Origin of the sequence: uncultured Roseibium sp. (assembly GCF_947496995.1) — a bacterium.
GTDB lineage: Bacteria > Pseudomonadota > Alphaproteobacteria > Rhizobiales > Stappiaceae > Roseibium.
On record NZ_CANMFD010000001.1, the window covers coordinates 1,751,995 to 1,774,844 of the forward strand.

18 protein-coding genes are annotated in these 22,850 nt (G+C 60.6%); 7 read left to right on the forward strand and 11 right to left on the reverse strand.

Annotated elements, in window-relative coordinates; translation table 11 throughout:
- Window positions 1-15: 15 nt before the first annotated feature.
- From Q1B40_RS07810 to Q1B40_RS07830, 5 genes are all read right to left on the reverse strand, one after another.
- Entirely contained in the window at window positions 16-1,506 is a 1,491-nt protein-coding gene (locus Q1B40_RS07810; RefSeq protein ID WP_299812108.1) for a GMC oxidoreductase, read from the reverse strand.
- 11 nt (window positions 1,507-1,517) lie between these two features.
- On the reverse strand, window positions 1,518-2,804 hold the full coding sequence (locus Q1B40_RS07815; protein WP_299812110.1) for a DegT/DnrJ/EryC1/StrS aminotransferase family protein: 1,287 nt from the start codon (window positions 2,802-2,804) through the stop codon (window positions 1,518-1,520).
- 693 nt (window positions 2,805-3,497) lie between these two features.
- Entirely contained in the window at window positions 3,498-4,775 is a 1,278-nt protein-coding gene (locus tag Q1B40_RS07820) for a TRAP transporter large permease (RefSeq protein WP_299812112.1), read from the reverse strand.
- Between the two features lie 12 nt (window positions 4,776-4,787).
- Window positions 4,788-5,396: a TRAP transporter small permease gene (locus tag Q1B40_RS07825; RefSeq protein WP_299812114.1), complete on the reverse strand. Its 609-nt coding sequence runs from the start codon at window positions 5,394-5,396 to the stop codon at window positions 4,788-4,790.
- Window positions 5,393-6,370, reverse strand: coding sequence for a sialic acid TRAP transporter substrate-binding protein SiaP (locus Q1B40_RS07830; protein ID WP_299812115.1), 978 nt, complete (start codon window positions 6,368-6,370; stop codon window positions 5,393-5,395). The genes Q1B40_RS07825 and Q1B40_RS07830 overlap by 4 nt, the downstream gene beginning before the upstream one ends.
- 237 nt (window positions 6,371-6,607) lie before the next feature.
- On the opposite strand from Q1B40_RS07830, the gene Q1B40_RS07835 reads away from it, so the two are divergent.
- Entirely contained in the window at window positions 6,608-7,378 is a 771-nt protein-coding gene (locus Q1B40_RS07835) for a GntR family transcriptional regulator (protein ID WP_299812117.1), read from the forward strand.
- A gap of 155 nt (window positions 7,379-7,533) precedes the next feature.
- Here the strand turns inward: Q1B40_RS07835 and Q1B40_RS07840 are convergent, their stop codons facing one another.
- From Q1B40_RS07840 to Q1B40_RS07855, 4 genes are all read right to left on the reverse strand, one after another.
- A complete protein-coding gene (locus Q1B40_RS07840; protein ID WP_299812119.1) occupies window positions 7,534-8,967 on the reverse strand; it encodes an NAD(P)(+) transhydrogenase (Re/Si-specific) subunit beta in 1,434 nt (477 codons plus the stop codon).
- A gap of 12 nt (window positions 8,968-8,979) precedes the next feature.
- Window positions 8,980-10,563, reverse strand: coding sequence for a Re/Si-specific NAD(P)(+) transhydrogenase subunit alpha (locus Q1B40_RS07845; protein WP_299812121.1), 1,584 nt, complete (start codon window positions 10,561-10,563; stop codon window positions 8,980-8,982).
- Window positions 10,564-10,935: 372 nt separating this feature from the next.
- Window positions 10,936-11,799 carry a glutathione-dependent disulfide-bond oxidoreductase gene (yghU, locus tag Q1B40_RS07850; RefSeq protein WP_299812122.1) on the reverse strand — a complete coding sequence of 288 codons (864 nt, stop codon included), beginning with the start codon at window positions 11,797-11,799 and terminating at the stop codon, window positions 10,936-10,938.
- 176 nt (window positions 11,800-11,975) lie between these two features.
- A complete protein-coding gene (locus Q1B40_RS07855) occupies window positions 11,976-12,941 on the reverse strand; it encodes a TAXI family TRAP transporter solute-binding subunit (RefSeq protein ID WP_299812124.1) in 966 nt (321 codons plus the stop codon).
- Window positions 12,942-13,156: 215 nt separating this feature from the next.
- Here Q1B40_RS07855 and Q1B40_RS07860 point away from each other — a divergent pair, with 215 nt between their 5' ends.
- The gene (locus Q1B40_RS07860; RefSeq protein WP_299812126.1) at window positions 13,157-13,783 is read left to right on the forward strand and encodes a LysE family translocator; all 627 of its coding nucleotides are present in this window, start codon (window positions 13,157-13,159) and stop codon (window positions 13,781-13,783) included.
- A gap of 78 nt (window positions 13,784-13,861) precedes the next feature.
- Here Q1B40_RS07860 and egtD read toward each other — a convergent pair whose 3' ends face one another.
- On the reverse strand, window positions 13,862-14,809 hold the full coding sequence (gene egtD, locus Q1B40_RS07865; RefSeq protein WP_299812128.1) for an L-histidine N(alpha)-methyltransferase: 948 nt from the start codon (window positions 14,807-14,809) through the stop codon (window positions 13,862-13,864).
- Window positions 14,806-16,071: an ergothioneine biosynthesis protein EgtB gene (gene egtB / locus Q1B40_RS07870; RefSeq protein ID WP_299812130.1), complete on the reverse strand. Its 1,266-nt coding sequence runs from the start codon at window positions 16,069-16,071 to the stop codon at window positions 14,806-14,808. Before egtB ends, egtD begins: the two co-directional genes overlap by 4 nt.
- A gap of 563 nt (window positions 16,072-16,634) precedes the next feature.
- Here egtB and Q1B40_RS07875 point away from each other — a divergent pair.
- The 5 genes from Q1B40_RS07875 to Q1B40_RS07895 all read left to right on the forward strand — a co-directional run bounded on the left by Q1B40_RS07875 (window position 16,635) and on the right by Q1B40_RS07895 (window position 22,784).
- The gene (locus tag Q1B40_RS07875; RefSeq protein ID WP_299812132.1) at window positions 16,635-17,219 is read left to right on the forward strand and encodes a TetR/AcrR family transcriptional regulator; all 585 of its coding nucleotides are present in this window, start codon (window positions 16,635-16,637) and stop codon (window positions 17,217-17,219) included.
- Window positions 17,220-17,272: 53 nt separating this feature from the next.
- Window positions 17,273-17,560 (forward strand): hypothetical protein, encoded by a 288-nt coding sequence (locus tag Q1B40_RS07880; RefSeq protein ID WP_299812134.1) that lies wholly within the window; start codon window positions 17,273-17,275, stop codon window positions 17,558-17,560.
- 128 nt (window positions 17,561-17,688) lie between these two features.
- Window positions 17,689-18,567: a 4-hydroxy-tetrahydrodipicolinate synthase gene (gene dapA / locus Q1B40_RS07885; protein WP_299812136.1), complete on the forward strand. Its 879-nt coding sequence runs from the start codon at window positions 17,689-17,691 to the stop codon at window positions 18,565-18,567.
- A 209-nt stretch (window positions 18,568-18,776) separates the two neighbouring features.
- Entirely contained in the window at window positions 18,777-19,739 is a 963-nt protein-coding gene (locus Q1B40_RS07890; protein ID WP_299812138.1) for a helix-turn-helix domain-containing protein, read from the forward strand.
- 273 nt (window positions 19,740-20,012) lie between these two features.
- Window positions 20,013-22,784, forward strand: coding sequence for an autotransporter domain-containing protein (locus tag Q1B40_RS07895; protein ID WP_299812140.1), 2,772 nt, complete (start codon window positions 20,013-20,015; stop codon window positions 22,782-22,784).
- Window positions 22,785-22,850 lie beyond the last annotated feature (66 nt).

A 22,850-nucleotide genomic window follows, 5' to 3' on the forward strand; every position in this document is an offset into this window, starting at 1 on the left:
AATCATCCTTCGGGTTCAGGCCGACAAGCGTGCATAGACGCCTTCGGCATGGCGCAGAGACCATGCAGTGATCGTGAGGTAGCTGTTGGCCGACCCCTGTGAAGGCCATGCGGCCGCATCCGCGACGGACAGGTTGGGCAGGCGCCAGAACTGACCGAAGGGATTGGTCACCCCGGCATCTTCTTCTTTTGACATACGCAGCCCGCCAATCTCGTGCAGGGCGGCTCCCAGCGGATTGACCTGGGTTCTCAGAAGCTCTGCGTCGATGGCTTCAGCAACCTGCGGCAGGAAAGCATCCATTTCGCCCAGGATACGCTTGTCGCCGTCGCTGCGGTCGGCGATGACTGCATATTGGCCCATGTCTCCGGGGCCATCGCCCTGGCCTTTGGTGAGCACGACTTCATTTGTTTCCGAGGATTCCCCGACGCCGAAGCAATAGGCGAGGAGATAGAGCCCGTCAGGGTCGCAATCGAGCCAGACGGTAGCGTGATAGGGGGTGTACCAGGTTTCGGCGAACGGTCCCTGGATCTGGATGTGATAGGGGCGTTCCTTGGTCGGCGGCAGAAACGCATAGATCGGTTCTTTCAGCGGCTTGCGCAGTTTGAACAGCCCCTGAATGAACTGGTGATCGGCGATGTGGGTGCCGACATCCGGGTGCAGGTCCTTCAGACCCGACGCCAGGGCAAGGCGGGTCGACTGGATTGCTCCACCGGCAAATGTGTAGTGCCGGGCGACCAGCCTGAAACGCTTGTCATCGTCGGTCCCCTTGACGATCAGGCCGGTGACGGTGCTGCCGTCGTGGTCGACCCGCTCGGCGATCGCATCGGGAACCAGAACGATCCGTCCGCGCTCCACTTCGCGAGACAGAAGCCCGCTGCGGATCAGCCGGTCGGAAGAACTGTCGAAACCGCGTGGCATATAGCCGTTGCGGGGCTCCTGGGTGTCGACGCCGGTGGAGGCATGCACGGCTTCAATTCCGGCGTCGTTCAGGCGGTCGAGAAACCCCTGTTGCGCATCGCCCCGGAAAAAGGCCGGCCGGTCCGTATTGGGGCCCGAGACGTGCATCAGGTTCTCTGCCTTCTGGTAATAAGGTTCGAACTCGTCGTAGGTGACGGGCCAGTCGGCAAAATCCCATTCCGTGAAGCGGGGGGTACAGCCACCCCAGAAGAGGGTCCGTCCGCCGACCGTCGACCATGCATCGCTGTTCAGGGGCGGAGACACGGTTTCGTCGAAATGGGCGCGGTCCGTCCAGGCGGTTCTGTAACGCACGAGATTATGGATCTGCGGTGTCAGATCGCTGCGGCTGCGGAACGGGGTGGAGCCGACGTGGCTTGGAAGCACGAACGGGCCGGCCTCAAGGATCACGACGGACAGGCCCTTGTTGGCCAGTTCTATCGCACTGGTGACGCCCGCCGTCCCCGAACCGACGATCAGGACGTCGATATTTGTCGTGGCTTTTGCAATGGAAAACAGGTCGGAGGTCAGGACCGAAGACAGAGATTTCATGGATTTGGGCCTCAGCGATTGAAATAGGCGGCAGCAACTTTGCGGAATGCACGGATTATGTCGTCGACATCCCCATCGCTCAGGATGGAGGCGATCGACAGCAGTCCGGAACGATCGTGCAGATCATCACACACCGGCAGAAGCCCGCGGTGGTAGTTGATCTGCGATGCAAAGGCGTTGTCGGGGTGCGACCAGGGGAAACCGTCCCGGGTATTCGATCGCTTTTCCGTCAGACTGGGAATGTTGAAATACCAGTGCAGACCCCAGTCGCGCATGGGCAGGCAACTCAGCGACCCTTCCGGTCCGTGGATGCCCTCTGCCTTGACGGCGGCCATGAAGCGCGAGCACATGTCCGCGTCCTCGAAGGTCATGATCATGAAGGGGCCGCTGTCGCCTTCCGGGTCGATGACATGGCGTAACTGAATTTCCGGATATGCGGACAGCGCTTCGCGAATGCGCCATTTTGCACTGCGCATGGCTCCGGTGATCTGGCCCAGCTTGCGCGATTGCGCCAGTGCCATTGCGCCGGTCAGATCCGACATGCGGGCGCCGATACCCCAGAACTGGCAGGTTTCATCCTGCGGATCGAAACGGCCGGCTTCATTGCGGGCATAGCCGAGGTCGTGCATGGCAACGATCCGGCGGAACAGGTCCTCATCCTTGCAGACGATCATTCCACCGTCGCCGGACGTCATGTTCTTGTTCATCTGAAAACTGAACGTGGCGATGTCGCCGAAACGGCCAACGGGTGTTCCGTTCTGGCTCGCGCCTGCAGCCTGTGCGCAATCTTCAATGAGCCCCAGTCCGTTTTTGCGCGCAAGTTCGGCGATTTCCGCCACATGTCCGGGAGCGCCGCTCATGTGGACCAGCAAGATGGCCCGGCTGCGGGGATTGATCTTGCTCTCAAGATCCTTGACGTCCATGCAGAATGTGTCGTCGATATCGACCAGCCGGGGAATGGCCCCCGCCCGCACGATGGCGGACATGCAACTCACCCACATGTACCCGGCGACCAGAACTTCGTCTCCCGGGCCGACTTCAAGGGCGGACAGGGCGATGGACAAGGCAGCCGTTCCGGATGAGACGGCCAGTGCGTGTTTGTGTCCGTAGGTTTCACACCATTCCCGCTCCAGGGTTTCCACCATGTATTGGGGATTGATGCCATAAAACCGGAACGGGCTCTGCGAGCGCAGCACCCGGTCGACCAGTTCACGTTCTTCCTCGCCGATCCAGTGCGCACCGGGAAGCTCCCAGGGCAGGGGCGCCGTACGGACTGGTGTTCCGCCATCAATGGCCAATTTCTCTTCTTGAACTGATACAGGCACCTGGCAAGGTCCTCCCTATGGGTTCTGCGGGAAAGTCAAACACCCGCGTTCGTTCAGGCGAGCCAGGCGTCGTTTCCTGGCTGCGGTGGACCTTGGGTCCGTTTGTATGTCAGGCGTACGACTGATCAGTGGCGCAATCCGGCGCGTCGATGTTTCCCCCCATCAGCCAGTTGCGTCGCAGCCTCCCAAATTTTATCGCCGCCGGTTATGCTGGCGCCGGAGCTCCAAAAGGAGAGCGGAAGCTGCCTACTGCAGCAGCGTCCTGCCGGACTGACCCGGCATTTCTCCCAAGATATCACAAAACCCTAACCCCGATTTTCTCAAGCAACCCGAAACGCGAACGACTTAATTTTAGCAATCCGAAATCAGCACGTTCATGAGAGACTGCCGAACAAGTCGGTCAAAATATCCCTGTAAAAATAACACCTTAAAAATTAAGATATCCCTACACGCGAAGAGTTCCGCTTTTGGAGGAACGACTTTCAGTAGAATCGCGATCACGCCCTCTTCATCGATCCTGCCCCGTGCTGGCGGTTCATTTCAGATGAAGGGGCGCTGCGGAAATGGCGTTTCAGCAAAACACGTATCGATGCAGCCGAAGCAACACGGACCGAAGTCTCCAACTGCGGAGACCCACACTCTCACGTCTGCCAAGTCACTGAAGACCTAACGGTAGATCATCGTCGGCAGCCACATGGAAAATGCCGGCACGAAGGTGAGCAGCAGCAGGACAGCCACAAGCGGGATCAGAAACGGAGCCGTTGCGGTCACACATCGCTCGAATGGCACATGGGCCACCTTGGACAGCACGTAAAGCACCATGCCCACCGGTGGCGTCAGCAGTCCGATCATCAGGTTGAGGATCATGATGATGCCGAAATGCACCGGGTCGATGCCGAGGCCGACGGCGACCGGCAGCAATACCGGCGTAAGGATGGTGATCGCCGCGATGGTCTCCATGAAAAGTCCGATCACCAGAATGATCATGGTGATGATCAGGAGCAGCGCCACTTTGTTGTCCGTCAGGGCTACCATGACTTCGGAGAATTGCCGGGCGGTCTGGTTGGCGGTCAGGATCCACGCAAAGATCGTCGAGGCTGCGACGATGAGCATGATCGCGGACGTCGTCTCCACTGTTTCGAACGAGACCTTGAGGATCTTCCTCCAGTTCAGCGTGCGGTAGACGCCGACGCCGAGAAAGAGACACCAGGCAACGGCGGCAATGGCCGCTTCCGTCGGCGTGAATATGCCGAACATGATACCGCCGATGATGATCGCCGGTGTCATCAGCGGCAACAATGCATCGAGGAATGTCCGCCCGAAACGTCCCAGGACGAATGCCTGGTCGCGGGGGTAATTGCGGCGGCGTGAGTACCAGGCGACCATTGCCATCAGCGCCAGCGCCATCATCAGGCCTGGCACGATACCGGCCATGAACAGCTGGCCGATGGATGCATCCGCAATGACGCCGTAGATGACCAGGGGCAGGGAAGGGGGGATGATCGGCCCGATGGTCGAGGAGGCCGCCGTGATGCCGACAGCGAAATCCGTGTCGTAACCGGAATCGCGCATCGCCTTGATCTCGATATTCCCGAGCCCGCCGGCATCGGCCACCGCCGCGCCCGACATGCCCGCGAAGATGACGCTCGCACCCACGTTGACGTGCCCCAGTCCGCCATGCATCCAGCCGACGGTCGCCCGTGCAAAGGCAAAGATCCGGGTCGTGATGCCGGCCGAATTCATAAGGTTGCCGGCCAGAATGAAGAACGGCACCGCGATCAGCGGAAACGAATTGATACCGTTGACCATGTTCGCCAGCACGATCATCGGCGGCATGCCCTCAAAGACGATAAACGCCAGCGAGGCCAGCGCCAGGGCGGCGGCGACCGGTACGCCGATGATCATCAGCGCAAACAGAAACAGGATCATGAGCACGATGGCCATGCGGTATTAACCTCAATCGGTGGGCAGGTGCGCGTCCAGCGAACGCACGACTTCATCCGGCGTCTGGCGCAGCCGTCGCCACAGCCAGATGGCCGAGTAGAAAGCCATGATGCCGAGCGCGATCACGCAGATCGTATAGATCCAGGCCTTGGGGATGGGCAGGGAGATCATTTTTTGCCGGGTCTTCTGGGTCAGCTCTATGCCGATCCAGGTCATGGCGCTGAAAAACCCAAGCGTGATTGCCTGCGACAGGACAGTCAGCCCTTTCGCGGCAGCTGGCGGGACCATGCGCATCAGGAATTCGAGCGTGATGTGGGACCCGCGCCGCGTCGCCGTGATCGATCCCAGGAAACAGACCAGGATCAGGAGGTAGCGTGCCACCTCTTCGGTCCAGGCCAGGGAATCGTTCAGGACGTAGCGGGTGAAGAATTGCAGGAAAACGACCACGGCCAGAACCCAGAAAACGAAAATTCCCGGGCCGTCGATCCATCTGAGACCGCTGAGGTCGGTTTCCGCATCCTCGAACTGCAGCAGGCCGGGCGCACCTGAAGTGCGCCCTTTCTGCGTTTCCGCAGCGGCGGGGTCGTTCGTGTCCGCCGCCGCTTCAGTCTCCTGGTTCATTGAGCGAGTGCCTGCATCCGCTCATAATGTTCCTGGGTATAGGGCACCTTCGATTCATCCGTTAGGATGGGAGCGACAGCTGCCTGGAAGGCTGCCTTGTCGACTTCGTTGATCTGAATGCCTTCATCGCGGAACCACTGCACCAGATCCTGTTCGGACTGGTAGATTTCTTCCGCGTTCTGCGCCAGGGCGTCCTTGATGACGGCATCGACGGTCGCGGCGTCATCGCCCAATTGGCCCATGGCGTTCTCGGAAACCACGACGATCAGCGAGTTGCCGATATGACCGGTCAGGTTGATGTTCGACTGGACCTCGTAGAACTTCTTGAACTTGATGGTCGGCAGTGGGTTCTCCTGGGCGTCCACGACACCCTGCTGCAGGGCCAGGTAAACTTCCGAGAAGGCGATCGGGGTCGGATTGGCGCCAACCGCATTCGGGAACAGTACCATCAGCGGCGAATCCGGAACGCGGATTTTCAGGCCTTCCATGTCCGCCGGTTTGGTGATCGGGAACTTGGAAGTCACGTGCCGGTAGCCGTACCAGGTGATGCCCATGACCGTATGGCCGGTGGCGTCCTTGTAGCCGTCGGACAGGTCCGTAAAGAGATCGCTGTCGCGGTAGGCTTTCCAGTGGTCGTAATCCTTCAGCATGAAGGGGTAGTCGGATATGGCGATAGGGCCATAATCGCGTTCCGCGAAGTTCGGGCCGGTGTAGATCATGTCGACGGAGCCGATGGTCAGGCCTTCGTTGATCTCCGCTTCCTTGCCGAGTGACGAGGCGGGGTAGACTGAAATTGTGACCCGTCCGTCAGTCTTTTCCTTGATCTGTTCTGCTGCCCAGAGCGCCCACTTGTGGTAGCTGGAGCCTTCCTCATAGACGTGCGCCCATTTCAGATCCGCCGCCAGGGCCTGACCCGCAAGGGCAACCGTCATAGCGGCGGCCAAAAGGCCCCGCGTTACCTTTTTTCCAAACATATCTGTCCTCCCGTTGGCCGGAGCCGAACTCCTCCGCTCGTCTGGCCAATTTATGCATAACTAGTATACAAGATATTTTACGTATATGACATATTTACGGAATGCAAACGAATTCGATCTGGTCAGACCGGCCGCCAACTGCTAGGCCCTCTCGGGAAATACCGAGAGAAACCGCCGGTTCTCATGGCAGTGAAGTGCTGCCGCGAACTTTTACCCGGCCTGGTTTCAGGAGAAGTGATGGCCGTATCGTTGAATGAAAGGTCTTCTGCCGAATTGAAGGTTCGCAAGCAGAGAGCGCCGAATTCGCCGCCGCGCGGGGCGCCTGACAGGCATGCCGGACAGGCGACGCGAAACTCGGAGATCGTCTATCGCGATCTGCGCGATGCGATCGTCGACGTCACCCTGACGCCGGGAACGCCGCTCGTCGAAAAAGAGATCACGGAAAGATACGGAATCAGCCGGACCCCGGTTCGCGAAGCGATCCTCAGACTGGCGGAAGAACAGCTGGTGGATGTCATTCCGAAATCCGGAACCTTTGTTGCCCGCATTCCGGTCGCCGTCCTGCATGAGGCGATTGTCGCCCGCAAGGCGCTGGAAGAAGCCTGTGTCCGCGAGGCGACCGCCAAGGCCAGCAAGAGCCAGATCATGGAGCTTCGGGCCATCATTCAGCGCGAATACGAGCTGTGCGCCTCTGGTGACGAACAGGCGTTCCATGACGCCGACAACGCCTTTCACGCAGGGGTGGCTGCCGCGAGCGGCTATCCCGGTATCTGGTCCATGATCGAGAAGATCAGGCTTCAGGTCGAGCGCTACCGCCGGCTTACACTGCCGCAGACGGGCAGAATGGCATTGATCGTCGCAGAACACGCCTCCGTCCTCGATGCTATCGAGCGCGGCGACGCGGAGGCCGCCGTTGCCGCCATGAACAACCATCTCAACAAGCTGCAGATCGACATCGGGACGTTCCGGGATCTCTGGCCGGACTATTTCCTGTTCGACAAGAAATAACACCTGCTGAAGTCGGTTTGCCCGGTCATTGACCTTGGTTCGCAGCCTCCGAAAGCGCGGGATCGTCCTGAAGGGATGCAGCCTCGCAAGAGGGAAACAAAAAAGGCCACCCCGGTCGCCCGGGATGGCCTTTTTGTCATACGTGCTGGCTTCTCTTAGCTGATCTGAGTCAGAAGCTTGTCGAGGCTGGCCTTGGCGTCGCCGTAGAACATCCGCGTGTTCTCCTTGTAGAAGAGCGGGTTCTCGATACCGGAGTAACCCGTGCCCTGGCCGCGCTTGGAAACGAAGACCTGCTTTGCTTTCCAGACTTCCAGAACCGGCATGCCGGCGATGGGCGAGTTCGGGTCTTCCTGGGCCGCCGGGTTGACGATGTCGTTGGAGCCGATGACGATGACGACATCCGTATCGGGAAAGTCGTCATTGATCTCGTCCATTTCCATGACGATGTCGTAAGGCACCTTGGCTTCCGCCAGAAGCACGTTCATGTGGCCGGGAAGGCGTCCGGCGACCGGGTGGATCGCAAAGCGCACATTCTTGCCCTTGGCCCGCAGGCGCTTGGTCAGTTCGCTGACCGACTGCTGTGCCTGGGCAACGGCCATGCCATAGCCGGGAACGATGATGACGCTGTCGGCGTCATCAAGGGCGGTGATCACGCCGTCCGCATCGATGGCGATCTGTTCGCCTTCAACTTCCATGGCAGGGCCGGTGGTGTTGCCGAACCCGCCCAGGATGACGGAGACGAACGAACGGTTCATCGCCTTGCACATGATGTAGCTGAGGATCGCACCTGAGGAGCCGACCAGTGCACCTACGACGATCAGCAGATCGTTGCCGAGCGAGAAGCCGATGGCCGCCGCGGCCCAGCCCGAATAGGAGTTCAGCATCGACACCACCACCGGCATGTCGGCGCCGCCGATGCCCATGATCAGGTGATAGCCGATGAAGAAGGCCAGCAGCGTCATCAGGATGAGTGTCCAGATGCCGGCGCCGTTCAGGAACAGGATCAGCAGGATGAGGCTGAGGATACCCGCACCGGCGTTCAGCATGTGACCGCCCGGCAGCTTTTCCGCCTTGGAGGTGATCTTGCCTGCGAGCTTGCCGAAGGCGACGACCGATCCGGTGAAGGTGATCGCACCGATGAACACGCCGAGGAAGACCTCGACCTTCAGGATCGACTGCTCGACCGGGCTCTTGTGCGCCAGGATCGCTGCAAAGCCTTCCAGCGCTTCACGCTCTTCAGAGCCCATGGTGAGGACACGGCCAAGCTCGATGTAGGCGTTGAAGCCGACGAAAACGGCGGCCAGGCCCACCAGCGAGTGCATTGCTGCTACCAGCTGAGGCATCTCGGTCATCTGGACGCGTTGTGCGACGTAATAGCCGATGATCCCGCCACCTGCGATCAGCACCAGCGACAGAAGCCAGAGGCCGGAGCCCGGGCCGATAAGCGTGGCGACAACCGCCAGCGCCATGCCGGCAATGCCGTACCAGACCGCGCGTTTCGCACTTTCCTGCCCCGAAAGGCCGCCCAGTGAAAGGATGAACAGTACAGCTGCAACCACATAGGCAGCCGTCGTGAAACCGAATTCCATCGCTCGGCCTCCTTAGGATTTCTGGAACATGGCAAGCATGCGCCTGGTGACAAGGAAACCGCCGAAGATGTTGATCCCGGCCATGAAGACGGAGAGACCAGCCAGCAGGATCACCAGGAAGGACCCGGACCCGATCTGCATCATCGCACCGAGGATGATGATCGACGAAATGGCGTTGGTCACCGCCATGAGCGGCGTATGCAGCGAATGGCTGACATTCCAGATCACCTGGAAGCCGACGAAGACGGCCAGCACGAAGACGATGAAATGCTGCATGAAGCTGGCCGGGGCGATCAGGCCCACGAGCAGCAGCAGCAGGCCGCCGCCGACAAGCAGGGACACCTGTTGCTTGGTCTGTGCCTTGAAGGCGGCGACCTCCTGGGCGCGCTTCTCCTCCGGGGTCAGTTCCTTCGGCTTTTCCTTGGGCTTGGCCGCAATCGCCTGAACTTTCGGCGGCGGCGGCGGGAAGGTGATTTCACCCTGATAGGTCACCGTCGCACCGCGAATGACGTCGTCTTCCATGTTGTGGACGATCTGCCCGTCTTTTTCCGGGGTCAGGTCGCTCAGCATGTGACGGATGTTGGTGGCATAGAGGGTGGACGCCTGGGACGCCATGCGGGAGGGGAAGTCGGTATAGCCGACGATGGTGACACCGTTGGCGGTGACCACCTTTTCGTCGGGAACCGTGCCTTCCGCGTTGCCGCCGCGCTCTGCCGCCAGATCGACGATCACCGAGCCGGGTTTCATCGCTGCGATCATGTCCTCCAGCCACAGCTTCGGAGCCGGGCGGTTCGGGATCAGCGCCGTGGTGATGACGATGTCCATTTCCGGTGCAAGTTCACGGAACTTGGCAAGCTGGGCTTCGCGGAATTCCGGAGAGGAGACGCTGGCATAGCCGCCGGAGGCGGCGCCGTCCTGCTGCTCTTCCTCAAAATCCAGATAGACAAATTCGGCGCCCATGGATTCGACCTGCTCGGCCACCTCCGGGCGCACGTCGAAAGCATAGGTCACCGCACCGAGCGACGTGGCGGTGCCGATGGCGGCAAGGCCGGCGACGCCGGCGCCGACGACGAGCACTTTCGCCGGGGGAACTTTGCCGGCGGCGGTGATCTGTCCGGTAAAGAAACGACCGAAATTGTTGCCGGCCTCGATGACGGTGCGGTAGCCGGCAATGTTGGCCATCGAGCTGAGCGCGTCCATCTTCTGCGCGCGCGAGATCCGCGGCACCATTTCCATGGCGATCACGTTGGCGCCCTTGGCCCTGGCGGCTTCCATGCCCGCTTCGTTGCCGCCCGGGTTGAAGAAGGAAATCAGCGTCTTGCCCTTGGTCAGGTGCCGCGCTTCCTTTTCGTCGGGCTGGCGCACCTTTGTGACGATGTCGGATTTCTTCCAGAGGCTTGCGGCGGTCTTGATGACCTCGACACCGGCGTCTTCATACGCCTTGTCGGAAAAACCGGCCGCGGCTCCCGCGCCGCTCTGGATAAGGCAGCTGTAGCCGAGCTTTTGTAACTGCTTCGCCGAGTCCGGGGTCATTGCCACGCGGGCCTCTCCCGGGAAGGTTTCCTTTGGTGTGCCGATTTTTAGGGCTTCTGGCATATGTCGCTCCAAGATGGTGACGCAGGCGTGGCCTTTGGACAGGAGGGCCGAACGATCCGCGTACCCCCCACAAGCGCGCTGCGAATATAGAGACGAAAATTCTACCTATGACAAGGTGTGTTGACCGATGTTTCGGACGGTATTTCGGGAGGGATCCGAGAAAGCAGCTTTTTGCCGCAGAATGTTGGCAGGCTCAAATGGAGCATTGCCGCGCGTCTTTGCGTTCACGCCGCCGTCAAATACTCGGATGGGAGGAGGTTTTAGTGTTTTCCATCCGGATCGTGTGGAATCAGGGCAGTTTGCAGGCTCTCTAATCCTTGGGTCGCGAAAACAGGCGGCTGACCCTGTCGGCCAGCCGCCCGTGATTTCCGGTTACTCCGCAGCGGTGTCGGTGATTGCATCCAGATCCGATGCATCGTGACGCTCCGCCACACCTTCGGACTTGTCTTCGGTCACGCGGTTGACCTTGCGGCCACGGACCACCGCCGGGCGAGCGTCGATTTTCTGCGCCCAGGCCAGAAGGTTCTTGTATTCGTGGACCGCGAGAAATTCTCCGGCATTATAGGCGCGGCCAAGTACCAGGCCGCCATACCATGGGAAAATGGCGATATCGGCGATGGTGTACTCGTCACCGGCGATGTAGGGCCGTTCGCCCAGCGCCTTGTCGAGGACGTCCATCTGGCGTTTTGCTTCCATCGTGAAGCGGTCGATGGGATACTGGTACTTCTCCGGCGCATAGGCATAGAAATGGCCGAAGCCGCCGCCGATATAAGGCGCAGAGCCCATCTGCCAGAACAGCCAGTTCATCATTTCCGTGCGGGCTGCGGGGTCCTTCGGCAGAAACTCGCCGAATTTTTCGGCGAGATAAAGCAGAATGGAACCGGATTCGAACACGCGGACTGGCTTGTCGGAGCTGCGGTCGACCACGGCCGGAATTTTCGAGTTCGGGTTGGCGGCGACGAAACCGCTGGAGAACTGGTCGCCATCACCAATCTTGATCAGCCAGGCGTCGTATTCCGCGCCCTGATGACCGAGCGCCAGAAGCTCCTCGAGCATGATGGTCACCTTCACCCCGTTCGGCGTCCCGAGAGAATAAAGCTGCAGCGGGTGCTTGCCCACCGGCAGGTCCTTCTCATGGGTGGCTCCGGAGATCGGCCGGTTGATATTGGCGAACTGGCCGCCGCTCGGCTGTTCCCAGGTCCAGACCTTGGGCGGGGTGTAGGTTGCGTCACTCATGGGGAAAATGCTCCAGAACCGGATTGACTTGAACGTGTCTGCGGAAGTTCACGCGCAGATTTCTGCGCGAACCATCGCAATATTACGATCAAATAGTATGACCAACCCGATTTGCCTAGGCCATGAACTCATAAAGTCATGTTTTCCGAACGATCCGAAGATCACAAATCCCTATCCTAAAGCCAGCCTTGTTCCCGGTAGTACTTCAGCGCGCCCGGATGAAGATCGGCGGTCAGCCCTTCCTTGATCATGTCCTGCGGCGTGAGCCGCTCGAGCGCCGGATGCAGCTTCTTGAAGTCTTCGAAATTGTCGAAGACAGCGGCAACGATCGTATAAACGACCTCTTCGGGCATTCTCGCCGAGGTCACAACGGTCGCTTTCGGTCCCCAGGTCGGCACATCGTCCGGATTGCCCTGGTAAAGTCCGCCCGGAATGACGGCTGCCGCATAGGCCGGGTTTTCGGCAAGCAACTTGTCTATCGCATCGCCGGCGATCGGAACCAGCCGGATATCGCATGTGGAGACCGCTTCCTGGGTGGAAGCGTTCGGTAGCCCGGCGACCCAGATACTGGCGTCCAGTTTGTCGTTGCACAGGGCAGGGACCTGTTCGGTTGAACTCAGATCCGCGGCCAGCGACAGGTCATCGGAGGAAAGGCCCGTGTATTTCAGGAGCAGGTCCGCCATGACAAGTGTACCGGATCCGGGGTTGCCGATATTGACGTCCTTGCCCTTCAGATCTTCGGGCCCCTTGATGCCGGCTTCCGCACGAGCCATCAGATGCATCGGTTCTGCATGCAGGGAAAAGAGCGAACGCAGCTCTGTGTCGGGCCCTTCGGCGGCAAATGCGCCGGTGCCCTGAAGGCTCGCCGCCTGGATGTCCGATTGCACGATGGCGAAATCGAGAGTGTTGTCACGGACGGAATTAGCATTCTGTACGGATCCTCCGGTGGATTCCACCAGGCAGCGGATGCCGTGATCCTTGCGGCCAAGGTTGACAAGGCGGCATATGGCGCCGCCCGCGGGATAATAGACCCCGGTCACGCCGGCCGTTCCCAATGTCACGAACTGCTGCGCGGATGCAGCGCCGGCAAGCACCAGAAAGGCGGCCAGAAAGACACCTGGAAATCTCGGTTTCAATCTCATGCGTTCAGGCTTCCTTGGCGTTGGCCCCGCTGTCCGGGTTCACATCAGCATACCCGATCAAGGCCCGGCAAGCGCTAACATTGATTTGTTTGACCATGGACATAGCCAAGGCACGACGGCGAATCGATGTTCGGCCTGACGCCGATCCCGTTGCCGGACTTGACCCCGGACGCTCAGCGTTCCAAAGGTCGAGCTTGAAATAGGGGAGCAAGCCGGTGATTCCGTTCGACGTCCTGACCGTCTTTTTTGCCGCTGCAGTCGCGCTGGGCGTTGCCCCGGGGCCGGACAATATCTTCGTTCTGACCCAATCCGCGCTTTATGGCCGTTTCGCGGGGCTGGTCGTGACGCTGGGTCTTTGCACGGGTTTGATCGTCCACACCATCGCCGTCGCACTAGGGGTTGCGGCCATCTTTCAGACTTCCGAGCTGGCGTTTACCCTGCTGAAATTCGCCGGGGCGGGCTATCTGCTTTACCTCGCGTTCCAGGCCTTCCGGGCAGGAAAAACAGAAATTTCCGGCGGCAACAGTCCTGCCTTGTCCGCCTGGACGCTGTACCGGCGCGGGATCGTGATGAATGTGAGCAACCCGAAGGTCGCGATTTTTTTTCTGGCTTTCCTGCCGCAATTCGCCGATCCGGCGCGCGGTTCCGTTCCCGGGCAGATCCTCATCTTCGGCGCGCTGTTTATCGTGGCCACGATCCTTGTATTCGGCGGGGTCGCGCTGGGTGGAGGAATGCTCGGTGCGTTCCTGAAGCGGTCTCCGAAAGCGCAGGTCCGGCTCAATCGGCTTGCGGGTCTGGTGTTTGTCGGCCTGGCGCTCCGGCTGGCTGTTGCCGAGCGCTGAGCGGGCAGCCGAAAACGCCAAGCCCTTGCCGTGAGAACGGCAGGGGCCGGTTGCACATTTTGCCAGGCCAGGCGAGCTCTATATCGTCTGCAGGGTATAGACCGAAAAGAGATTGTCCTTGTCGCTGTCCTGATTGAGAACCCGCCATCCGGCCTTGCTGACGATCGAGGAAAAAGCCTCTTCGCTGTATTTGTGCGAATTCTCCGTGTGGATGGTTTCGCCTTCGGTGAAGGAGATGCTTTCGCCGCTCACTGTCACCGTCTGGTTGCGAAGACTTTCCAGGTGCATCTCGATGCGGCTTTCGCCCGCGTTCCACACTGCCCGGTGCGCAAAGGCGGCAAGGTCGAAATCTGCCGCCAGTTCGCGATTGATCCGTTGCAGCAGGTTCCGGTTGAATGCCGCAGTGACACCTGCCGGATCGTCATAGGCCTCGACCAGGACCGCCTCGTCCTTCGGCCTGTCGACCCCGATGATCATGGTCGCCTCCGGCATGGCACTGCGGATATTGCCCAGAAGCTCGGCGGCTTCCGAGCGTTCGAAATTGCCGATTGTAGAACCGGGAAAGAACACCAGCACAGGCAGCTCCGGCAGAAGCGGCAGCTTTCCAAGCGGCTGCGTGAAGTCAGCGGCGACCGGGATGACGGCCAGCGAGGGATAGGCACGCCGTACCCGTTCGGCGGCGTCCTGCAGATGGTTGGCGGAAATGTCGACCGGCATATAGACCGAAAGATCCTCGAAGGCTCCCAGCAGCAGGTTGGTCTTGCGGCTGGAGCCGCTGCCAAGTTCCACCATTGCGCCGCTGGCGCCGGGCAGGTGCCGGTATTTCCGCACGTTGTCCGCCAGGATCGCAAGTTCGGTGCGGGTCGGATAATACGCATCCAGCTCGGTGATGGCCTCGAACAGATGCGACCCGACATCGTCGTAGAGCCATTTGCTGCTGAGCGCCTTTCGCGGCGCTTTCAGACCCGCAAGGATCTCGGATTTGAACGCGGCTTTGGCGATGTCCGGGGAGACGTGTTTGGTCATTGGTCTGCTGCCAGTCTCAGGCCGAGCATTTGCCAGCGCTGGTGGGGATAGAAGAAGGTGCGGTAGGAGGAACGCATCTGCTGCTTTGGCGTGGCGCAGGAGCCGCCGCGCAGCACCATCTGGTTCACCATGAACTTGCCGTTGTACTCGCCGATGGCGCCCTCCGGCGGCTTGAAGCCGGGATAGGGGGAAAAGGCGCTGCTGGTCCATTGCCACACATCGCCCCACAGGCCGGGCCTGCGTCCGACCGGCGCGAAATTTCCGTCTTCCAGAAAATTGCCGTCGATATCCGTCGGCTCGGCTGCCGCTTCCCATTCCGCTTCCGTCGGCAGGCGGGCCCCGGCCCAGCGGGCAAAGGCATCGGCCTCGTAGTAACTGACGTGAACCACCGGGGCGGCGTGATCGACGGGGCGGGGACCCTGCAACGTGTAGGTCCACCAGGCACCATCCTGGCGCCACCAGTAGAGCGGCGAGTCCCAGCCGTTTTTCTCGCGAACCGCCCAGCCTTCCATGAGCCAGAGCGTCTGGTTGTCGTAACCGCCGTCTTCCATGAAGGCGATCCACTCGCCGTTGGTGACGGGTCTGTCCGAGAGCCGATAGGGATCGAGCCACACCTTGTGGCGCGGGCCTTCGCAGTCATAGGCGAACCCTTCACCGTCATGGCCGATCTCCAGCAATCCGCCATCGTAAGCCGTCCAGCTGCTTTCCTGCACCGCGCTGACATGAGTGTGCCTGGGCTCGATATAGGCGGGAAGGAGCGGGTTGTAGGAAAAGGCGTTGAGAAGGTCGGTCACCAGCAGTTCCTGGTGCTGCATCTCGTGATGACAGCCCAGTGTCATCAGCGCATCCAGGCGCTCCGGATCCAGCGCGAAAGCGTCCGTCGCGAGACCTTCGCGCAGAGCGTCCTCCACATGGGACCGGTAGCTGAGAACATCGGTAACGGTCGGCCTCGACAACAGACCGCGCCGGGAGCGGGTGTGCCGGGGGCCGGCCTGCACGTAGTAGGAATTGAAAAGCACCGCGAAGCGGTCGTCCTTCGGCCGGTAGCCGGGAAGTGCGGGTTTGAGGATGAATTCCTCGAAAAACCAGGTCGTGTGCGCCAGGTGCCACTTGGGAGGGCTGGCATCCTCCATCGACTGCAGGCCCATGTCCTCGTCGTTCAGCGGCGCGACCAGAGCAAGGGATTGCGCCCTGACCGTCTCGAACAGGTCCGAAGCTGCGGATGCCGGGAACGGTTCTGCCCGTCCGTCCAGGTTAGTCATTTGCGTTCCTCCACGCGGGACCCGGCAATATGCCTCCTGCCGGTCCTGTGAGCGCCACCAGATGGGATGCCAGACGGTGTGCCGGGCGACTTGAAAGTAAGAGCGCTTCAGGCGTTTCCAATGTCGAAATTTGCAACCGGTCGGTGCATGAATGCACTGCGCGGACGCAAAAAGCCGGCTTGTTGAGAAAATGAAACAATGTTCTGAATGGTACCATCACGGCCTCTCAAGCAAAGAATAGTCCACAGAACCTTGGTTTCAGGGCACTATTTTAAACTATTCCAACGCGGGTTAGTTCCCGCTCGATGGCTGGGAAAATAGAAAACCAATCCTGACAAGGGCTGTCAGGATTGGTTGCAACGACCCTTCACATTGGCGTGAGATGCCTGGCAATCCCGAATTGGCCCCCTGGAAACGCCCGTTACGGTGACCTGTCACTCGGGACAATCCCGAGATATCGAATTGACTGATTAGGATGATTGTCCTAGAAAGACACTTAGGACGTTTGTCCTAGTAATCGCAACAAGCCGCTCAGGCGGCGGCTTTACAGCAGGAACAGTGCAATGGCAGCGAAGGCCACCCGGCAGCAGATCGTCGATGCGGCGGATGAGCTGTTCTATGCCCGGGGCTTCGCGGCGACGTCCTTCGCGGATATCGCGGCGGCGGTCAGCATCTCGCGCGGCAACTTCTATTATCATTTCAAAACCAAGGACGAGATCCTCGATGCGGTCATAGAAAAGCGTCTTGCAGATCGTGAAAGACTGCTGGCCGGCTGGGATGAAACCGCACCCGACCCGGCCCGACGCATCGAATGTTTCGTCAGGATCGTGATCGCCAACCAGACAAAAATCATGGCTCATGGCTGCCCGGTCGGAACGCTTGTGACGGAACTGACCAAGCTCGGGCACGCGTCCACCGACAACGCCAACCGGATCATGACGCTCTTCCGGGACTGGCTGACACGGCAGTTCGAGGACCTCGGCTGCGGCACAGCCGCCCGGGAAAACGCGCTGCATGTTCTGAGCTGGAGCCAGGGCGTCGCCACCGTTGCCCAGGCTTTCGGGGATGAAGCCTTCGTCCGGCGCGAAGTCGAACGCATCCTTCAGTGGCTCGAGTCTGTCCGGCAACAGGCGACAGGGAACCCCTGACGTCCACAGCGCTCGCCAGGGAAAATCGACAAGTCCAGCTGAAAGGAAAACCGATGTTTGTTGTTACGCTGAAATTCTCGGAAAACAAGGCCGGGGCAGGGGACCTGATGGAAGGTCACAAGGCCTGGATCCAACGAGGTTTCGATGAAGGAATATTTCTGATGGTCGGCAGTCTGCAGCCGAACATGGGCGGCGGTATTTTCGCACACAACGTCACACGCGAAGACCTGGAAGCCTTTGTTCGCCAGGATCCGTTCGTGACCGGCAACGTGGTTGCCGTGGACATCCTCGAGATCACGCCGGCCCGGCTGGACGAGCGGCTCGACTTTCTGGCGGCGTGAGGTCCTGCCCATGGTGTCGCATGCTGAACGGTTGCCTTTCGGCCCTTTTTGATGTCACAGCTTGTGCAACAAATAACAGGTGACGAAGAGCCGAGTCCGGCTATGGCAGCTCAATGCGAGGAAGTTCAATGCCCGACATCAGAGGATCCATTCCCGCACTGGTAACGCCCTTCAGGGACGGCAAGGTGGATGTCTCGGCTCTTGAGCGGCTCGTCGAATGGCATCTGGCCGAAGGCAGTCACGGTATCGTTGCTGTCGGCACCACCGGCGAAAGCCCGACGGTCTCAAAAGACGAGCACAAGGATCTCATAAGGCGGGTTGTGGAGCTTGTGAACGGCCGCGTGCCTGTTATCGCAGGCACGGGCTCCAACGCGACCGCTCAAACCCTCGACATGCTCCAGGCCGCGGAAGCCGCCGGTGCCGATGCCGCGCTCATCGTCACGCCCTATTACAACAAGCCGAACCAGGCGGGACTGCTCAGCCATTACCGGGTCCTGCACGACAACAGCACACTGCCGATTATCCTCTACAATATTCCCGGCCGCTGCGTGATCGACATCTTGCCCGAAACCATGGCCGAAATGGCCCGCTGGCCCAGGATTATCGGGGTCAAGGATGCCACCGGCAGCATGGAACGGGTCAGCAAGCAACGTGCGCTCTGCGGCCGGAATTTTCTGCAGTTCAGTGCGGAAGACGCTGCCGCGCTCGGGTTCAACGCCCATGGCGGAGTTGGCTGCATCTCAGTCACCGCCAATGTGGCGCCGCGCCTGTGTGCGGCGTTTCAGGAAGCTTCCCTTGCCGAGGATCTGAAGCTGGCGCGCGACTATCAGGATCGCCTGTTGCCGCTTCATTCGGCGGTGTTCCTGGAACCGCCGGCTGCCTGCGTGAAATACGCGCTCTCGCGCCTTGGCCTCTGTCTGGAAGATGTCCGCCTGCCGCTCACCCCGGTGACAGCCGAGACAAGGCAGGCCATCGACCGGGCCATGGCGACCGCCGGGCTGATCTGATCTTCGGCATTCGCCTTTTGTCCGGATTGGTGAGATAGTAATTTATGACGATAATGACAATTACATAACATGCGCCGACTTTTCATTTGCGGGAGCCAACAGAACTTGAGCGTGATCATTTCCGGTGAGACAGCGAAATGCCGATGCGGCCACCGGAAGGTATAGTTGGCCGGCAAGCACCGGCTGTTGCGGAACAAACGGCCGGGATTGTGAAACCGGTCAGCGACAGCATTGTTTTTCAATCGGCAGTTATCGAGGACCCCGCCGCTCAGGCGCGGCTTCAGCCCTGGGTCGAGATGGAGTGCCATCAGCTCAGTCATGGCGGCACGGTGGCGCAACTGGACAGCCTTGATCTTGGAACACACCAGGTTGTCCGTGAGCGCCAGGAAACGTCGATCCACAAACTTGGCGCAACGCCGCCTGACTTCTGCACCTTGTCCTTCTGCACGAAAGCTCGGAGGTCCAGGTTTACCGAACATTGCGTCGAAGAGGGCGAAACGGTCTTCTTCATGCCCGGGAACGTCGAGTACGATGTCTTTGTCCCTGCCGGAGGCGAAACCGTCTATATCGCCTTTGGTCAGGAGCAGTTTCTGCAAGGTGCACGGATTCTCAATCCGGGTTTCTGGGAGAAGCCTCCGAAAAGCGTTGTGCCGCTGGCCACCTGTCGCCGAAGCGAATTAAAGAGCGCCGTCGATCTCTGGCTCCGTACGGCCCGGGAGGCTGCAGCGCATGGAGCGCCGCTGGACCCGAATGTCATGCGTGGCCATCTTTTGCAGACCATTCTGCAAATAGCCACTGGCACCGAAGAGGACATCGCACCGACTTTCAACGAACGACGGCGTGCTTTGCAGATCGGGCGAACGGCCCGTTCCTTTGTCGATGAAAGCCTTGATGCCGACGAACTGCCAACACTCGTCGATATCTGCGCCGCGCTCGGCGTGTCCGAGCGAACCCTGCGCTACGCCTTGCACGAATATGTCGGTCTGTCTCCGGTCGCCTATCTGCGGGCCCGCCGGTTGAACCGCGTCCGCGCGGTGCTTGCCGCGTCTGATCCGCAGAGCGTCACGATCACCCAAGTTGCGATGCGCTATGGCTTCCTGCATCTCGGCCGCTTTGCCGGAGACTACAGGCTCATGTTCGGCGAAACGCCTTCGATGACGCTCGCTTCGTGAAAATTTTATTTAACCATCTCTGTTTTGCCGAATTCGGATAGCTGACGTCAGGCAATGACTCTAGTGTGCGCGCAAAGAACTTGGACGAGGGAACGCAGAGTCCCTCACGCTAGCCTGAGGAAAAAATTCTTGTCGTCCGAAACAGCTGTACCGCCTCAGGCCCGAAACTTGAATGACGCCAACCGTTTCTTGCAGCCAGGGGACAGCACAGCAAGGCCAATGGGCCCACCGCTCACTCGTGGGTCCCGGTACTGGTCACCATACGCCTGGGCCATGGCGTCCGTTGCTGCGGTTTCGCTGTTCCCGGCCGGGGGGCATGCTGCCTCGCCCGTGGTCGGCGCGAACGGCACAAACGGGTCATCAATCGGCCTCAACGACACGCTGGTCGTGACCACCCTGACCACCGGTCTGGATTTCGACACCACGGACTTGACCGCACTGGCGGGCGTTAACAACTTCGATCAAATCTCTGTTTCCGTTAATGGTTCACCTGCCGTCTTCATATCGATCAATACGGGGGACACGCTGCAGGACCTGGCCGCCGAGGTTGACGCCATCGACGGCGTTCGGGCGACAGTCACCCAAACCGGTTCCAACGACACCATGAGCATTACCCCGGAAGACGTGAACACCACCGTGGTGGTGGCCAACACTGGAGGAACCCCGTTGTCCGCGTCCGGGTTAAACTTACCCGGTGCGCCTGTTACCTTCACGCCTGTCTCCACCCCGGGAGGGGACGGGACCAACGGTGGAGCTGCACAGGCCTCGGCAGCCGCGACGCAGGTTTTCGGCGCAACCAGCTTCACCGGAGGAGCCGGCGGTGCCGGTGGTACGACCGCCTACAACCTCGCTGCGACAGACGGTGGTGACGGCGGTGACGGTGGTGACGGCTTCCTGATCAACTCGGCCATGACACGTGTCGAACTTTCGGGCTCCTCCACTGTGATCGCCGGCGGGAACGGCGGCGCTGGAGGCGCGGGAAGCGGCGGGGGAAATGTCGGGTCTCATGGAACCGGCGGCATCGGCATTCATCTGGTCGGCACGGGCCTCGGCGCGGTGGAAATCGTCAATCGCGGAACGGTCTCGGGGGGGCTGAGCGGCGATGGCACGACCCGGAATCATGCGATCTATCTTGAGAATTCGGGCAATACCCTCAAGATGTACAGCGGAAGCGCCTTGACCGGGGACGTCTATCTGGGAACGGCGGACGGCACGCTGGAACTGGACGGGTCCGGGACTGAAGACGCAGATTTTTCCGGCGTCGCCACGCTCAGCCTGACGGAGGGGTCTAGCTGGACGTTGTCGGGCGATATCGATCCGAACACGGGCGGCCTTTCGATTGCCACGGCGAGCTCCAGCACGCTTGCGCTCACCGGAACCCTGAGCGGGGACGGGCTTGCGAAATCGGGCGAGGGGACGCTTTCGATTTCCTCCACGGGGGCCTTCTCCAACGGGATTACCGTCTCCGGCGGCGCACTCACAGTCAACGGCAGCGCGGGCGCGATAACCCTGAACGGCGGCACCTTGAACGGCTCGGGGACTGTCGGCGCGCTGACGGCGAACTCCGGCAGCACGGTTGCGCCGGGCAATTCCATCGGCACGCTCAATGTCACCGGCAATACCAGCTTTGCCGCAGGCTCCACCTACGCGGTCGAGGTCGACAAGGACGGCAATGCCGACAAGATCGCCGCCACGGGCACCGTGACCATCGACAGTGGCGCAACCGTCCAAGTGTCGGCGGAAAACGGCACCGATGACGGCTCCACCTATGCCCCGACCACCACTTACACGATCCTGACCGGGGCGGCGGGTGTCACCGGCACCTTCGGTTCGGTCAGCGAGGACTTCGCTTTCCTCGACGCCGCCCTTGGCTATGGTGCCAACAAGGTCACCCTAGAGTTGACGCGTAATGCGTCAAGCTTCGCCTCTGCCGCGAAGACCGCGAACCAACGTGGGGCCGCGGGCGGTGTCAGCAGCCTGGGTGCCGGCAATGCGGTCTATGACGCGGTGGTTGTCCTGAGCGAGGGGGATGCCCGATTCGCCTTCGATTCCCTGTCGGGCGAGGTGCACAGTTCCACGAACACGCTTCTGATCCAGCAGAGCAGCGTTGCCCGCGATGCCGTGGGCGAGCGCATTCGCGGAGCCTTTGACAGCGTGGCCTCCGGCGATATGCCAATGATCGCCTTCAATGGTCCCGGCGAAGCTCCCGCAGCCTCCGGTCGGGCAGTCGCCTGGGGCCAGGCCTATGGCAACTGGGGCAGGATTGGCGGCGACGGCAATGCAAGTACCATGGACCATTCCGGTGGCGGCATGGTCCTGGGCGCGGACATGGAAATCCTGGGTGGCTGGCGCACCGGTGTGATGGCCGGCTATGGTAATACCAGCTTCGATGTCGATGCCCGTGCATCGTCAGGCGATGCCGGAAGCTACATGCTTGGCGCTTATGCAGGCCGTCAATTTGGCCCGCTGGGCCTGCGGATGGGCGCCAACTACACCCTCCATGACGTCTCTACCAGCCGCAAGGTGACCGCCGGAACGCTGACGAACACATTAAGCGCGAACTATAACGCAGCCACCGCACAGCTCTTCGGCGAAGCCGGCTATTCCTTCGGCACCGGTGCCGCCCGGTTCGAGCCGTTCGCGGGCGTCGCCCTGCTCCATCAGCGCAGCGATGCCTTCACGGAGACCGGCGGCGCTTCGGCTCTCTCCGTCGATGCTACATCGCAGACCCTCGGCGTCACCACTCTCGGCCTGCGGACCGAGTGGCAGGTGGCCGCCGGCGATCATGTTACCGCCTCGCTCAGCGGTTCTGTCGGCTGGTCTCATGTCCTTGGCGATCCGGCTGCCACCTCGACAATGCGCTTTGCCACCGGCGACGGCTTCAAGATCAGCGGCACGCCGCTCGACCGCGACACGGCCCTTGTCGAGACGGGTGTGATTTTCGGCCTGGGCGAAAGAGCAAGGTTCGACGTCAGCTATCATGGTGAGCTCGGCGAAAAGTCGCAGAACCACGGCTTCAACGCGAAATTCTCCGCACTGTTCTAGCGCGGGTTTTCCTGACGTCCTTGGGCCGCCGGCAAACTCAGGGCGGCATTCACTCAACTGGCACCC

Bases quoted from the DNA above. Each gene is read 5' to 3' on its own strand.
- Q1B40_RS07855 (WP_299812124.1), bottom strand. From the start codon at position 12,941: ATGAGATTGAAACCGAGATTTCCAGGTGTCTTTCTGGCCGCCTTTCTG.
- egtB (WP_299812130.1), bottom strand. From the start codon at position 16,071: ATGACTAACCTGGACGGACGGGCAGAACCGTTCCCGGCATCCGCAGCT.
- yghU (WP_299812122.1), bottom strand. From the start codon at position 11,799: ATGAGTGACGCAACCTACACCCCGCCCAAGGTCTGGACCTGGGAACAG.
- Q1B40_RS07895 (WP_299812140.1), top strand. From the start codon at position 20,013: ATGGCGTCCGTTGCTGCGGTTTCGCTGTTCCCGGCCGGGGGGCATGCT.
- Q1B40_RS07840 (WP_299812119.1), bottom strand. From the start codon at position 8,967: ATGGAATTCGGTTTCACGACGGCTGCCTATGTGGTTGCAGCTGTACTG.
- Q1B40_RS07880 (WP_299812134.1), top strand. From the start codon at position 17,273: ATGTTTGTTGTTACGCTGAAATTCTCGGAAAACAAGGCCGGGGCAGGG.
- dapA (WP_299812136.1), top strand. From the start codon at position 17,689: ATGCCCGACATCAGAGGATCCATTCCCGCACTGGTAACGCCCTTCAGG.
- Q1B40_RS07820 (WP_299812112.1), bottom strand. From the start codon at position 4,775: ATGGCCATCGTGCTCATGATCCTGTTTCTGTTTGCGCTGATGATCATC.
- Q1B40_RS07830 (WP_299812115.1), bottom strand. From the start codon at position 6,370: ATGTTTGGAAAAAAGGTAACGCGGGGCCTTTTGGCCGCCGCTATGACG.
- Q1B40_RS07825 (WP_299812114.1), bottom strand. From the start codon at position 5,396: ATGAACCAGGAGACTGAAGCGGCGGCGGACACGAACGACCCCGCCGCT.
- Q1B40_RS07875 (WP_299812132.1), top strand. From the start codon at position 16,635: ATGGCAGCGAAGGCCACCCGGCAGCAGATCGTCGATGCGGCGGATGAG.
- egtD (WP_299812128.1), bottom strand. From the start codon at position 14,809: ATGACCAAACACGTCTCCCCGGACATCGCCAAAGCCGCGTTCAAATCC.
- Q1B40_RS07810 (WP_299812108.1), bottom strand. From the start codon at position 1,506: ATGAAATCTCTGTCTTCGGTCCTGACCTCCGACCTGTTTTCCATTGCA.
- Q1B40_RS07845 (WP_299812121.1), bottom strand. From the start codon at position 10,563: ATGCCAGAAGCCCTAAAAATCGGCACACCAAAGGAAACCTTCCCGGGA.
- Q1B40_RS07835 (WP_299812117.1), top strand. From the start codon at position 6,608: ATGGCCGTATCGTTGAATGAAAGGTCTTCTGCCGAATTGAAGGTTCGC.